General features: G+C 57.3%; 10 protein-coding genes. 7 read left to right on the top strand and 3 right to left on the bottom strand.

Annotated features, from left to right (window positions below; genetic code table 11):
• Positions 1–45: 45 nt before the first annotated feature.
• Positions 46–948, bottom strand: coding sequence for a DUF4349 domain-containing protein (locus tag EJ361_RS03435; protein WP_126243934.1), 903 nt, complete (start codon positions 946–948; stop codon positions 46–48).
• A gap of 64 nt (positions 949–1,012) precedes the next feature.
• Positions 1,013–2,029, bottom strand: coding sequence for an LLM class flavin-dependent oxidoreductase (locus EJ361_RS03430; protein ID WP_126243933.1), 1,017 nt, complete (start codon positions 2,027–2,029; stop codon positions 1,013–1,015).
• A gap of 123 nt (positions 2,030–2,152) precedes the next feature.
• Between EJ361_RS03430 and EJ361_RS03425 the strand changes: the two genes are divergently transcribed.
• The 7 genes from EJ361_RS03425 (at position 2,153) to EJ361_RS03395 (ending at position 12,400) form a co-directional block, all read left to right on the top strand.
• Complete coding sequence (locus EJ361_RS03425) at positions 2,153–2,770, top strand: RNA polymerase sigma factor (RefSeq protein ID WP_126243932.1); 618 nt, start codon at positions 2,153–2,155, stop codon at positions 2,768–2,770.
• 47 nt (positions 2,771–2,817) lie between these two features.
• Entirely contained in the window at positions 2,818–3,966 is a 1,149-nt protein-coding gene (locus tag EJ361_RS03420; RefSeq protein ID WP_126243931.1) for a FecR domain-containing protein, read from the top strand.
• A 319-nt stretch (positions 3,967–4,285) separates the two neighbouring features.
• Complete coding sequence (locus EJ361_RS03415; RefSeq protein ID WP_126243930.1) at positions 4,286–7,642, top strand: TonB-dependent receptor; 3,357 nt, start codon at positions 4,286–4,288, stop codon at positions 7,640–7,642.
• A gap of 20 nt (positions 7,643–7,662) precedes the next feature.
• The gene (locus EJ361_RS03410; protein ID WP_126243929.1) at positions 7,663–9,207 is read left to right on the top strand and encodes a RagB/SusD family nutrient uptake outer membrane protein; all 1,545 of its coding nucleotides are present in this window, start codon (positions 7,663–7,665) and stop codon (positions 9,205–9,207) included.
• Between the two features lie 24 nt (positions 9,208–9,231).
• On the top strand, positions 9,232–10,065 hold the full coding sequence (locus EJ361_RS03405) for a hypothetical protein (RefSeq protein ID WP_126243928.1): 834 nt from the start codon (positions 9,232–9,234) through the stop codon (positions 10,063–10,065).
• A 50-nt stretch (positions 10,066–10,115) separates the two neighbouring features.
• The gene (locus EJ361_RS03400; protein ID WP_126243927.1) at positions 10,116–10,970 is read left to right on the top strand and encodes a glycoside hydrolase family 16 protein; all 855 of its coding nucleotides are present in this window, start codon (positions 10,116–10,118) and stop codon (positions 10,968–10,970) included.
• Positions 10,967–12,400: a glycoside hydrolase family 30 protein gene (locus tag EJ361_RS03395; protein ID WP_126243926.1), complete on the top strand. Its 1,434-nt coding sequence runs from the start codon at positions 10,967–10,969 to the stop codon at positions 12,398–12,400. The genes EJ361_RS03400 and EJ361_RS03395 overlap by 4 nt, the downstream gene beginning before the upstream one ends.
• A gap of 82 nt (positions 12,401–12,482) precedes the next feature.
• Here EJ361_RS03395 and EJ361_RS03390 read toward each other — a convergent pair whose 3' ends face one another.
• Entirely contained in the window at positions 12,483–14,636 is a 2,154-nt protein-coding gene (locus EJ361_RS03390; RefSeq protein WP_240646533.1) for a DUF5916 domain-containing protein, read from the bottom strand.
• Positions 14,637–14,821: the final 185 nt, after the last annotated feature.

The raw sequence follows: 14,821 nt of genomic DNA, 5'->3' as shown, positions 1-14,821 counted from the left end.
AGGCGGTCCCGGACCCGGGACCGCCTTTTTCTTTTTTGCGCTGCATCAGGGTTTGGGCTTTTCGGCGAGTGCCACCTTCAGCCGTGGGAACCATTTCCGGTAAAGGAACCACGTAATACCGCCTGCCAGCAGCAGCGGCCAGATGTTGAGCAGGAAAATGAGCGCTGCGCGGAACCCGGAAAGTCCGTTGCCCAGCGCCTGCGACGCGTCTGCCATGAAATAACTTCGCGCGAATTTTTCAGGATCGGGGATGATGGAAACCACCGCCAGATCGGGCTGCCGGAGCGTGACGGTAAGCGTGGAAAATGCCGCCAGCTGGTCGATCCCGAGGTTTTCGATCGTGCGGCCGATGACGCCGCGTTTGGCTTCGTCTTCGTACTGGCGCAGGTCGAGTTCCTGGTTCGGTTTGGTGTGTTCCACCGTCCTTCCGGGTTGTTGGGTGAGGTTGTTGAGCAGGTTGTTTTGCAGGTGCCGGAGCGAAAGGTCCGCATCGGCCAGTGATCGGAATTCCACGAACGCGGCCATGCCGGTGATGGCATGCACGACGGAATCCAAAATCATAACGGGAACGCGCAAACGTAGAGTAGCTTCGGGAGCATACCAGGTAACGCGGCGGAGGGAATCGCTGCTGTAGCGCGTGTCATCCTGCCGGCCGCCGGTTTGCCTGATCTCGCTTTGCTCGACGATGCCGCCGGCGCGGGTGACGAGCTGCTCCATGCGCATGGTGGCTTGTACGACGTTATCTACCTGTAACCGCATTTCGCCCGTCTTTACCCGCTTTTCGGGGATAGTGGCGGCATTGGGCGGTACACCGGTTGGGGAGGAATACGCGGAGTCGGATACCGGTGCGCCATCGATCTGGCGGGCTGATTCGTAGTGATGCCCGCAGGCATAGAGGGTCAGTACGGGCAACAGCGCGGCTGCCCACAACATGGAATGACGTTGCATAAGGAGGAGGATTTTCCCTTTATACGCACCGCCTGCAAAATGTAACCTTAGCGAAATGTTAAAATCAGTTGCGGGGCGAAAGTCCGAATGCTTTTGCGAGCAGGCGGAAAGAGTCCATTCGTTCTTCGTGGCTTTCGGCGATGGTGCTGATCACGACCTCATCCACTTCGTATTGTTCGCAGAGCGCGGTGAGCTTTGCTTTCACTGCGTCCGCAGATCCGCACACCATGCGTCGGCGGTTGTAATTCACACGCAGTTGTTCGTCGGGCATGTATTCCTGATCACGGATTTCTTCGTACGACGGCAAAGGTGCATCGCGCCCGCGCTCGATCTGCAGCATGCGGTAATCCATGATCGTTTGCCAGCGGTCCACCGTTTCGGGGTTTTCGGAAGCGAACGCGAAAATACCGAAGTTGGCAAGGGGAGCGGAAAGCGTTTCCGAGGGACGGAAAGCTTCGCGGTACTGATGCACCACTTCCGGTCCGCCGCCGGGATTGATGAAATGGGCGAAGGAAAGCGCCGTGCCGAAATGCGCCGCTACGCTGCCGCTGCCGCCGCTGGACGTGAGTAGCCAGATGGGTGGCGCCGTTTCCGCCTGGGGCATGGCTTTCACCTTTTCGTACAGCGTGCCTTCGGGCGCATTGTCTGTGAGGAAATGCTGCAAGTCCATGATCTGCTGCACGAAATCCTTATCGCTGAACGTATTTTGCGGGTTGAGGATGCGCGCGGTGAGGCGGTCGCCCCCGGGCGCGCGCCCCACGCCGAGATCGATGCGCCCCGGCGCGAGGGCTTCGAGCATGCGGAAGTTCTCGGCCACTTTCAGCGAACTGTGGTTGGGCAGCATCACGCCGGCGGAGCCCAGGCGGATGTGTTCGGTGTGCGCGGAAAGAAAAGCCAGCAATACTTCCGGCGTGGAGCCGGCGATGGTAGAAATGTTGTGGTGTTCGGACACCCAGAAGCGTGAATAGCCCAGTTTGTCGGCCAGCTGCGCCAAAGCCATGGTTTCCAGCAAGGTTTCCCGTACGTTACTGCCGGTCCGGATCACGGACTGGTCCAGTACACTCAATTTTATCTGCTTCATCTTCTGTCGGTTAGATCCATCCGGTATATCCGGCCTATAAATGTAGGCATTATGACCGATTTGGCGATTTACCGAATTTAATTAGCTTTACAACCTACCATACAACCAAAATTTAGCGTCGGCATGGATAGCAATCTATCCGGGACGGATTTGCTGAAACGGATGAAGAACGGCGATGAACAAGCGTTTGCGGCCGTATACCGTCAGTACCACCCATCCCTTTACGTTTTTATGCTGCGATATTGCAAGGTGCCTTCGCTGGCGGAGGACCTTGTTCACGACGTATTCCTGAAAGTCTGGGAAATCCGTGACCGCATCCGGCCGGAGTTGCCTTTCGTCGGGTATTTATACCGCATCGCCCGTAACCACGCATTCAAGACCCTCCAGCGTGCGGCTACAGACCGCAACCTGCGGGAACAGATCCTGGCGCAGCTGAACATTTACCCCGAATCCGGCGACCCCGAGCAGCGCATCAAGTCAAAGGAATACGACCGGCTTTTCCACGAAGCCCTCAACCAGATGCCGCCCCAGCGGCTCAATGTTTTCCGCCTCTGCCGGCAGGAAGGCCGGACGTACGACGAAGCCGCCGAGATCCTGGGCATTTCCCGCAACGCGGTCAAGAAGCACATGGTGCTGGGCATGCGTTTCATCCACGATTACATCTTCCGCTACGGCGGTATTTCCCTCGCGATCGCCTTTCACCTGAAAAATTATTTTCCGGACGGGGTACCCTCTTTATGATTTCCGGGATATTATATGCAGGTACCGCGTAAAAGGTGCCGGCTGATATGTCAACATCCACGGACCACGAAAAACTGCTGCAACGATATCTCGACGGGCAAATTGCCCCTGAAGAGGCCATCAGACTCATGGAATGGCTCCGGCAAACGGGCGCGCACCGGCAGGTGCTGCAACAGATGCAGGGAGCATTCCGGGAAATGGTGGCCGAACGTCCGGAAATCGACCCGGCAGTTAGCCAGCGTATGGAAACCCGCCTGCTGGAGAGCATCCGCGCCACGCGCGTTCGCCGATTGCCCGTCCGCCGCTGGGCCGCCGCCGCGGCCATCCTGGCGCTCCTGGGCGCCGGGGGGCTCTACTTCCTTACCCGTCCATCTATTCCAAAGCAACCCATTGTGCAGGCTAATCCTGTGTCCCCGGCAGACATTGCGCCGGGCTCCGACAAGGCGGAACTGACGCTGGCAGACGGGTCCGTGGTTACGCTCGACAGTGCCGGCAACCAGGTGATCCGCCAGGGCGAAACGGTCGTCCGCCAGCAGAACGGCCAATTGCTGTACAGCAACGGCACCCAACCGGCCGTAGGTTACAATACCCTTACCGTGCCCCGTGGCGGGCAATTCCAGATCGTGTTGCCCGACGGCAGCCGCGTATGGCTGAACTCCACCTCCAAACTTCGCTTCCCCACGGCCTTTCATGATAGCCGGCGCATCGTGGAGCTGGAAGGGCAGGGGTATTTTGACGTGAGCCCCGACGCCCAGCGGCCGTTTATCGTGCACACCCGCGCCGCCAACGTGGAAGTGCTGGGAACGGGGTTCGACGTCATGGCATACCCGGACGAAAAAACCATGAACACCACATTGGTGGAAGGGGCGGTGAAAGTGAAGGACGTGAAGCTGAAACCCGGCCAGCAGGCCCGTGTGGAGCACGCAACGGGCACCATCACGGTGGCGCCGGCAGATGTGCCGCAGGTCATTGCCTGGAAAACGGGCTTCTTCGAGTTCGACAATGCAGATATCGAAGACATCCTCCGCCAGGCGGCACGCTGGTATGATGTGGATGTGACGTACCGGGGGAAGCCGGGAAACCTGCGGATCGGGGGGCGCATCAGCCGCAACCTGCCCCTGTCCGAACTGCTCAAAATGCTGGAAGCCAACGGCGCGAAGTTCAGCCTGGACGGCCGGAACCTTATCGTGCTTTGACCTAACGCTTTACCATTCAATTATATAAACCAAAACTAAACACAACGTTATGAACAGACATTCCACCTCATGAAACTAACGGACGCCTTGCAATAAAAAAGCCGGAAGCGCTCGCAACACTTCCGGCATATTCGGGCTCCGAAAAAAAGACCTCTGACAGCACTTTTATCTCGTAATTCCCAAACACTGCAAAAGTATGAAATTTAACTTTAGCGGCGGAGCTTCCTTTGTCCGGCTCGTTCGCGCTGTATATCCCGCATTCCACGTTATCCCGGGGTACAGACCATGGAAGGAACGCTTCGGTAAATTCTGCATTGTTATGAAACTCACCGCCTTTATCCTGCTGGTAGCCTGTTTACAGATCAGTGCCAAGGGTTTGTCTCAGCAGATCACCCTCAAGGAGCGGAATGCGCCCTTAAAGAAGGTGTTGAAAGAAATATCACGCCAGTCGGGCCTGTCGATCGTGTACGACGAAAGTTTGCTCGCCGGCACCAGCAAAGTCACGATCGACATTAAGGACGTTCCGGTAAAACAGGCCATGAACCTGCTGTTGCTCAACCAGCCCGTGGGGTACGTTGTGGAGGGACAGAAAATCGTTATCCGCCCCATGACCATTCCCGTTACGGCGGCAGACACTACGTTCCCCGTGACAGGTACCGTTACCGATGATAAAGGCGCGCCGCTGCCCGGGGTAACCGTGCGCGTCCTCAACACCAGCGTGGGCACCACATCCGACGGGAGCGGCCGCTACAGCCTGCGCGTGCCGGGCAAAAGCGGGCAACTGGTTTTCAGCATTCTGGGATACACGCCCCGCACCCTCGGTACCAGCGGCGGAACGCTCGACGTGCAGCTCGCCCTGTCAGAAACTTCCCTGACGGAAACGGTGGTGGTGGGATATGGTACGCAGAAGAAAGCAGTGGTGACGGGGGCGATCTCGTCCGTCCGCGCCAAAGACCTGGAAAACATGCCTATCAACCGGGTGGAGCAGGCGCTGCAGGGCCGCACATCCGGGGTGATCATCGCCTCCAATTCCGGACAGCCGGGCTCCGCGGCCACGGTGCGCATCCGCGGCCTTACGACGTTCAATAATAATAACCCGCTTTGGGTGGTAGATGGTGTGGTAGTGGATAACGGCGGGATCGGGTTCCTCAATCAAAACGACATCGAATCCATCCAGGTGCTGAAAGACGCCGCGTCGCAGGCCATCTACGGCGCCCGCGCGGCCGCCGGCGTAATCCTCATCACCACTAAAAAAGGGAAGGCCGGCAAGCTGCAGATCAATTACAACGGCTATTACGGCGTTTCGAGGCCCGCCCGCAAGCTCGATCTCATGGACGCGCGGGAGTACGCCACCATGGTGAACGAAGCGAACGTGAACGACGGCGCCGCGCCGAAATACGCGGACCCCGCGGCGTTGGGAAAGGGATCAGACTGGCAGTCGACCATCTTCAACAACAGCGCCGTTCGCCAGAACCATGAGCTGAGCATCAGCGGCGGCAGCGAGAAATCAACGTTCTACACATCTTTCGGCTACCTCTCGCAGGAAGGCATCGTGGCCAGCGATATCTCCAACTACAAACGTTTCAACGCCCGCCTCAATTCCACGTACAAAGTAACGCCATGGCTTACTTTCGGGGAGAACATCGGGTATTCCTACGATAAATCGGTGGGGCTGGGGAACACCAATTCCGAATTCGGCGGCCCCCTCAGTTCCGCCATCAACCTCGATCCCATCACGCCCGTCGTGGAAACCGACCCGGCGAAGATGTACGCGGAACCGTATAATCACCCGTTCGTCCGCAGGAACGCACTGGGCCAGCCTTACGGCATTTCGACGAGTGTAACGCAGGAAATGACCAATCCGCTGGCGTACATGTCTACCCGCCTCGGCAATTACAACTGGAGCCATAACATCGTGGGCAATGTCTACCTCGAGGCGGAACCGGTGAAGGGATTGAAGGCGCGCTCTTCCGTAGGGTCCAAACTGGCGTTCTACGGGCACGAAGCGTTTACACCCAAATTCCTGCTCAATTCGTCCACCAGTCAAACCATCGCCATCTTCAACCGCGGCATCAACAACGTCTTCTTCTGGAACATCGAGAACACGCTTGCCTATACCCGGGAAATAGGGCTGCACACGGGAACGGTACTCGTGGGCCAGGGCGCCTACAAGGAAGGAGGCGTGCGGAGCTCGGAGATTTTCTTCGACGATGTGCCGGCCACTACTTTCGATGAGGCTTCCTTCAACTACAAAGTGGCCAAGGATAAGCGCCGGGCAGACGGCAGCGAAGGGATCGATCACCTCGTGTCGTCCATCTTCGCGCGGTTGAATTACAATTACGATGAAAGGTATATGCTGGAAGGGATCATCCGCCGCGATGGCTCCTCCCGTTTCGGCGCCAACAACAAATACGGTATTTTCCCCTCGTTCTCGCTCGGATGGGTGCCCAGCCGGGAAAGCTTCTGGCCGCAGAACGATGTGGTAGACCTGCTCAAATTCCGCGGTGGTTACGGTGTTGTGGGCAGCGATGCCATCGGCGATTTCTCCTATCTCCCCACCGTGGGCAGCGGCAGAAACTACACCATCGGCTCCCTGCCGGCCAGTGCAGAAGGTTCCAGTCCCAACGCACCCGCAAACCCCGACCTGAAATGGGAAGAAACCCATCAGACCAATATCGGTTTCGAAGCGTATCTCTTCAAAAAACTGAACGTACAGTTCGACTGGTTCAGGAAAAATACCAAAGACATCCTCATGCAGCGCAGGCTGCCCTGGTACGTGGGATCCGTCAGCGATCCCAACGCCAACATCGGCTCCATGGAGAACGCCGGTGTGGAACTGGAACTGCAGTACAACCAGGAGCTCGGCGATCTCGACCTGAACCTCAGCGGCAACGTGAGCTACATGAAAAACAAAGTGACCTATCTCGGTGAAAACCGGCAGTTCCTTTACCTCGGTTCCGCATCGTTCCAGAATATGGGCAACATCACCCGCGCCGAAATCGGCCGTCCGTTCAACGCGTTCTACATGTTCGAACACCTGGGCATTTTCCAGGACCAGGCGGAGATAGACGCGTATGTCAATAAGGACGGACAGAAGATACAGCCGAAAGCGAAGCCGGGCGATTTCAAGTGGAAAGATAACAACGGCGACGGACAGATCAACGACGACGACCGCGATTACATCGGCAACCCCACGCCCAACTGGACGTACGGGATGACGATCAACGCGGCATACAAGGGTTTCGATCTCGTCATATTCGGACAGGGCGCCGCCGGCAACCAGATCTTCCAGGGCCTGCGCCGGCTCGATATCCTGACCGCCAACTGGCAGCAGAAATCCCTCAACCGCTGGCACGGCCAAGGCACATCGGACACCCACCCCCGGATGACGTTCACCGACGATAACGACAACTATTCGCGCGGCTCGCAGTTCTACCTCGAAGACGGTGATTACTTCCGCATCAAAATCCTCCAGCTCGGTTATACCCTGCCTTCCCAACTCGTGAAGAAAGCTGGTTTCGAAAGGGTACGGGTGCATGTAATGAGCGAGAACCTGCTCACTTTCACGAAATATACCGGCTACGATCCCGAGATCGGTGGCGGCATCCTGAGCATCGACCGGGGCATTTATCCGCAGGCGCGGACGTTTATGGTCGGACTGAACTTTACCTATTAATCGCAAAAGAAGATCCACACATGAAATCGAGATATTTTCCCATCATATGTGCGCTGGCGGCCGGTTTAACGGTTAGTTCCTGCGCCGATTCCTGGCTGGAGCCCGAATTGCGCGGCACCGACCTCGAACAGAATTTTTACAAAAACGAAACGGAAGCCTTCAAAGGCCTGGTAGCGGTGTACGACGTGGTAGGATGGCAGGGCGGGGGATACGTGACCCGCACGGGCATGGCCAACGCCGCATCCGACGACCATTTTGCCGGTGGCGGCGGCGCCAGCGACGTGAACGATCTGCAGGTGATGACCCGTTGGGAACTGACGCCCGAGATCGGGCCGCACAACGACCTTTGGCGCAAAGGCTTCTCCGGGATTTTCCGCGCCAACAAACTCCTCGAAAAACTGCCCGCCATTCCCATGGACGAGGCGAAGAAAGCGCGCTTCGCGGCGGAGTGTAAATTCCTCCGGGCGTACTTTTATTTCGATTTGGTACGGATGTTCAAAAACATCCCCCTGTTCGTGAAGCCCGTCGAAATCAACCAGATGTTCGAAGCCACACAGGCCGCTCCGGCAGAAGTCTGGGCGCAGATCGAAAAAGACCTGAAAGAAGCCATCGGCGAAGCCCGGCTGCCCGACCGCATTCCGCCGGGAGAGGAAAAAGCGCGTGTCACCAAAGGCGCGGCGCATGCCTTGCTCGGAAAGGTTTACATCTACCAGGAAAAATGGGCCGCGGCCGCTGCGGAACTGGCGCTCGTGAACGCTACGCCCGGCATGGCCAACCCGACCTACGGCTACAAACTCCTCACCAACTTCGGCGACCTCTTCAAATCCACGCCGCAGTTCAAGTTCAACGAAGAATCGATCTTCGAGATTTCGTATACCAACACGTCGCAGGGCACCTGGGATTGCGTGGCCTGCACGGAAGGCAACGTCCTCAACATCATGACCGGCCCCAGGAGCTATACGGCCAAAACCGCTGATGCGCCGGATTATGTGTCGGGCTGGAGCTTTTTGACGGTGACGAAAGAATTGTACGCCGTGATGAAAGACGATCCCCGGTTCCCCTATACCATCGCCGATCTGAAAGCGCTCGTGGCGGCGGGGAAGGCATCGTATTCCCCGGGGCACGACGATACCGGGTACTTCCTCGAAAAATTCGCCGGGCGCGCCTCTAACCGCGTTCCCAGCGGTATCCCGGAGCTCAATTTTCCGCAGAATATTTACGATATGCGATTGGCGGATACCTACCTCCTGGAAGCCGAAGCCCTCGTGCGACAAGGCCAGGGCGGCGGCGCGGGATCACGCGCGTATGCGCTCCTCAATGCCGTGCGCGGCCGGGTGGGGCTGCCGCCGGTAGAGGCTACCATCGACAATATTTTCGGGGAAAGAAGGAAGGAACTGGCCGGCGAAGGGCACCGCTTCTTCGACCTGCTGCGGACCAAACAGGCCGAAGTGGTACTGAAAGCGCGCGGGTTCGACGAAAAGAAGCACTACGTGTTCCCGATCCCGTTCAACGACCTGCAAAGCACGAAAATGGAGCAGAACAAGGAATGGGGCGGCTCGAAATAATCCTTCATTACAAAACATGACCACATGAAACGCATACCATATATCGCGGCTGCCGCCATGTTGATGGCCGCCTGCTCGCCAGACGCCGGCGATGCGGAACTGGGGCCTTTGCCCGAGGTTTCTTTCACCGCCACGCCCATGCCCGACAAACCGCACAAAATCATCGTGGAAAGCACCACGCCCGGCGCGTTCCGGTGGCTTTGGTATAACGGTGTGGCCGCCAACCCTATCGGCACCCGTTCCCGGGACACGCTCACTTTCCCCGAAGCGGGAGAATACGTGATCTCGCTCAGGGCTTTCGGGAAAGGAGGCTCCGCCACGGCATCCAAAAAAATGACGATGGAAGGGATCCGCCGGATCAATATCCTCAAAGGCAGTGACATGGAAACCGGCGCAGACGCGCACTGGACCATCCTCAACACCGGCGGCGACCAGACGGCCATCCGGTTCACCGGCGGAAAACTGGTATTCTCGAACACGGGCAACTCCAACGGCGCCATCTACCAGGCCGTAACGGTAAAAAAGGACGTGGAATATACCTTCGCCGGAAAAGTGAAAGGCAGCGGCGCTACGAACACCTGGTTCGAAGTGATCATCGGAACCGCACAACCCGTGCAGGGCAATGATTATGCGGCCTTCAAGCTCGTATCGCTCAATACCTGGGCCGGTTGCGGGAAAGTGGCGTTCGAAGGCAATCTCACCGCGCTCAGCTGCTCCAGCGACGGCGCCAATACCGGCACCATCAAATTCGATAAAGACGGAACAGTGTATCTTGTGATCAAAGCCGGCAGCAGCGGGGGCACCCTCGGCACCGGCGGCATCCAGATGGACGATGTGCAATTCCTCGAAGAACAATAGTAAAACCCATCCGGGGCCGGTATGCCGGTCCCGGTTTTTACCGAAACGTTATGAAAACGATCCACTTTCTGCCGGTTATGCTGATCGGCCTGCAAATGCTCGCCTGCGGTGGCAAAAACAACGATCCCGCGCCACCGCCTTTCTCTCCGCCGGCGCCCGTCGATAAAGACTGGCAATTCGAAGCCACGTCCGTTTGGGCCGACGAATTCGATTACAACGGCCTGCCCGATCCCGCGAAATGGACTTACGACCTGGGTGGCGGCGGCTGGGGCAACAACGAACTGCAATATTATACCGACAAACCCGCCAACGCACAGGTGGCCAACGGAATGCTGTCGGTCATAGCCCGGAAAGAAAAGATGGACAACCGGGACTACACTTCCGCACGGCTCGTTTCCAAAGGCCGCGGCGATTTCCTGTACGGCAGGTTCGAGATCAGGGCGAAACTGCCCGCGGGCAAGGGAACCTGGCCAGCCATCTGGATGTTGCCCACAGACTGGGCGTATGGGGATTGGCCGAAATCAGGCGAAATCGATATCATGGAACACGTGGGCTACGATCCCAACCGGGTACATATGAGCGTGCATACCGAAGCTTACAATCACGCCATCGGCACCCAGAAAACGGCTACCACAACGGTCGATAAGGCGATCGGGGAATTCCATGTATACCGGGTAGACTGGACGCCCTACGCTATCCGCGGATATATCGACGGGTCGCTGCTGTTCACTTTTACCAACGAAAGCAAAGGCTACAAAACCTGGCCGTTCGACAAAAAATTCCATTTCCTCCTCAACATCGCCGTGGGCGGAAATTGGGGCGGGCAGCAGGGGATAGACGATGCCGTTTTTCCCGCCACCATGGAAATCGATTACGTACGCGCCTATAAAATGATCGACAAATGAATTTTCCGATAAAGACACTCGTACTGGGCTTCGTTTGCTGCGTTTTCAGTTGCAAGGGAAGCGACGGGCCCGGGCCTGCAGATCCGCCGCCGGGGCCGAAAGGTCCGTCTGACGTGGCTTTCTGGCTCACGAAAGGCGACAGGTCTGCCCTGTTCAAAAAGCAGGACGTTATCCTCAACTTCAGCGACCAATTGAACCCATGGCCCAATATCGCGGTAGACGAATCGCAGACTTTCCAGGGGATAGACGGGTTCGGATATACGCTCACCGGTGGCAGCGCCACACTCATCAACCAATTGCCTGAATCCCGGAAAGCCGCGCTGCTGGACGAATTGTTCCGTTGGGACAGTACACACATCGGCGTGAGCTACCTCCGGATCAGCATCGGTGCATCCGACCTGAGCGCCACTACTTTCAGTTACGACGACATGCCCGACGGGCAAACCGATCCCACGCTGGCGAACTTTTCCGTCCAAACGGAGAAAACCGATCTCATCCCGGTGCTGAAGCGCATATTAGCCATCAATCCCGCCATTAAAATCCTCGGTTCTCCCTGGTCGCCACCGGTGTGGATGAAAACGAACGGCAATTTCAAGGGAGGAAAACTAAAACCGGAATATTACGCGGCCTATGCGCAGTATTTCGTGAAATATGTGAAGGCGATGCAGGCCGAAGGCATTCCCATCGACGCCATCACGCCGCAAAACGAACCGCTGCACCCGGGCAACAATCCCAGCCTGGAGATGCTGGCGCCCGAACAGGCGGATTTCATCGGCAACCATCTCGGCCCTGCATTCCGTGCGGCGGGCATTTCCACGAAGATCATCTGCTACGACCACAATGCCGACCGGCCCGATTATCCGGCAACGGTGCTGCAAGACGCGAAGGCGGCGCAATTTACCGACGGTTCCGCGTTCCACCTTTACGGCGGTCCTATTTCCGCGCTTACGGAGCTGCACAACGCTTTCCCCGACAAGCATATTTATTTTACGGAACAATGGGTGGGAGGGCCCGGTAATTTCGGGGAAGACCTGAAATGGCACGTGGCGAACCTCATCATTGGCGCACCCCGCAACTGGAGCCGCAATGTGCTGGAATGGAACCTCGCCGCCACGGCCGATTATAAGCCCCACACTCCCGGCGGATGCACTACCTGCCTGGGTGCCGTCACTATCGGAAACGATTACACGAAGAATGTGGCGTTTTACATCATCGCCCATGCGTCCAAATTCGTGCGCCCCGGATCGGTGCGCATCGCTTCCGCACAATCGGGATCGTTGCAAAACGTGGCTTTCCGCACGCCGGAAGGCAAAAAAGTGCTTATCGTGCTCAACGGCGGCGGCAATGCACAGTCGTTCAACATCCGGTACAAGGGCAAACAGGTGACCACGGAACTGCCGGCCGGAGCGGTGGGCACGTACGTGTGGTAACGCCTGCAAACAAGCGTGTTTAGTAAGTTCGATAAATGGTAACGAAAGCCGGGGCGCGATGGCGCACCCGGTTTCTTTTTGGCTAGAGGTTCAGCCAGTACACGAGTTTAAGCACCAGCGCCCGGTTTTTTACGTAGAAAGGCTCGGGCAGGTAATTGTCGGTATAGACGATGAACAGGTCGGACGCCGGGCGGTAGCGCCATTGCAGCCGGGTGTTCAGGTTCATGTTCTTCATTTGCTCGTTGTACTGCACAAATCCCGTGAAGAAGAGCGTGTTGGTCATGGTTACGTCGAGCCGCGGGCCTACGAGCCAGAAACCATTATCGCCCCAGGGCTGCGGCAGGCTCAGGCGGTTGTAATTCGCGCTCATGGCGATGCTCACGTACGGCTGGAAACGGTAGCCCAGTTCTCCCGTGGCCGTGAATCGTTTCCCGTTGGCGTAATAACCGCCATACCGGGCGCTGAGGGCGTAGGTGAGGAGGCGCTGCGGTTTGGACACGTAATCCGCGCCCACGGTATTCCAACTGTGTTTGCTGAAGGCCTGCAGACTGTCTTTTCCCAGGTTCAGCGGGTCGAACGGTTGCAGCAGCTGGATGTAAGTGGTGCTGGCCCAGACGTTCAGGGTGTTTCTCGCGCGCCAGACCATCCCGTAGTTCAGCATCACTTCATTGTCTGTACGTTCCATTTTTTCGGTGAAGAAGTTGGTGGACGTGAGCTGCGGCCCGTGGCTGAGCAATGCGCCCGATTTCGGGAAAAACAGGCGGGTAGCGGTTGGCGCTATCCTGATGTAGCCTGTCCGCGGCACGTATCCTACTTCCGCTTTGTAATGCTTGCCGACGTATTCGTGTTGCCAGCCGATGCTCCAGTTTTTGCTCGTGTATTGCAGGTTGCCGGCATGCGCCCAGTCGCGGCTGCTGAGCCCCGGCGAGAAGGATTTGAGCACCAGCGCCTTTCCCGTCCAGAAGTTATTGGCGGAAGCGAGGTTGTATTCCATCCCGAAGTTGCGGTTGTAGCGGGAATAGACGGGATCTCCGGGCTTTACATCGGCCGGATCGTAATTGATCGATTCCTTGTTGATGAGCAGTACACCTACGTTAGACCGTGAAAATACCCTGCGTTGCAACGCGGCAACGGTGAAATTCTGCGTGGGCTGCGCCGTGGCCGACTGTTTCCCCGTTTGCATGTTCATTACGCCCAGTCGCCAGTTGCGGTTCAGCTTGCCGCTGAGGCGCGCGCCGAAGTGAATGGGCGCGCCCAGCCCGATGCGCCGCGAAAAAAACGGGCGGAGCGTGCTGTACCCGAAATTGGTGAACTGGTCGCCGTTTTCGAGGAAGAACTGGCGCCGCTCGGGAAAGAACAGCTCGAAGCGGTCGAGGTTCGTCACCTGCTTGTCAACGTCCACCTGCGAGAAGTCGGGGTTCACGGTCAGGTCGAGGTTGAGGGACGAGGTGACGGCGATCTTGGCGTCCAGCCCGGCGTCTCTCCGCCATTTGGTGGGATTGCCGGAAATATGGTCTTTGTTGAGGCCGCCCAGTACGTAAGGGATGAGCGAAATATTGGGCCCTGCTTTCGGGGGAACGGTATCCCAGTCCAGCACGCCGGTATAGGCGAGCGAGGCGGACGGGAACTGCCTGGGCACCGGGGCCCAACTGCTTTTTTCGGTGGTTTTCAGATCGTTCCGCCCGAAATTGATCCCCCATTGCCGGATGCCCTTCCTGTACCGGATGGTTTTGAACGGGATGGACGCTTCGAACACCCATTTGTCCGGGTAATTCTTTACAACGGACGTCCATTTGTTCTCCCAACTGAGGTCCACTTTCCCGCCGTCGTACATGAGCCCGTCCCACTGCGCGCCGGCGGCGTTGGAGCCGAATGCGAAGCCATTGGTCTGGTCGTCGAACGGGTCGAGGAACATGAGGAAGTTATCGTTTTTGAGGAAAGACCAGTCGCGGCGGAGGCTTTCCACCATATACGGCCCCGGGGCGCCGTTGTAGTTGATGACCAGCAGATAGATCTGGTTGTCGTCGTACGTCATTTTCACGTCTGTCCGCACATTGGCGAAGCTCGTGTCCATCGGCAGGATCATGAAGAAGTCGGACGCGGAGTCCGCATTTTGCCAGGCGGGCTCGTCTACGATGCCGTCTATTTTGATAGCGGAAGAAGCTTTACGCATCTTCAGCCGGTAATTATCGTTTTTCTTCTGTGCCGCCGCATGGAGCGCGAATATGCAGCTCAATAAACATGGAATTATTCGTCGCAATGTGTGATGTGTTTCCGGGTTAGGGGAGCCAAAATACACAAAACGGGACCGGGTTGTATCTCCGTTCATGTAAAAAGCAAAAGACCGGCATCAAGCCGGTCTTTTAATCCTCTACTGAAAACACTCACACGATTCCTTTCGCTCACACTTACTTGCTGTTG

Origin of the sequence: Chitinophaga rhizosphaerae (assembly GCF_003958645.1) — a bacterium.
Lineage (GTDB): Bacteria > Bacteroidota > Bacteroidia > Chitinophagales > Chitinophagaceae > Chitinophaga > Chitinophaga rhizosphaerae.
The sequence above is the reverse complement of the archived record's forward strand: the minus strand, read 5'-3'. Positions and strand labels throughout refer to the sequence as shown.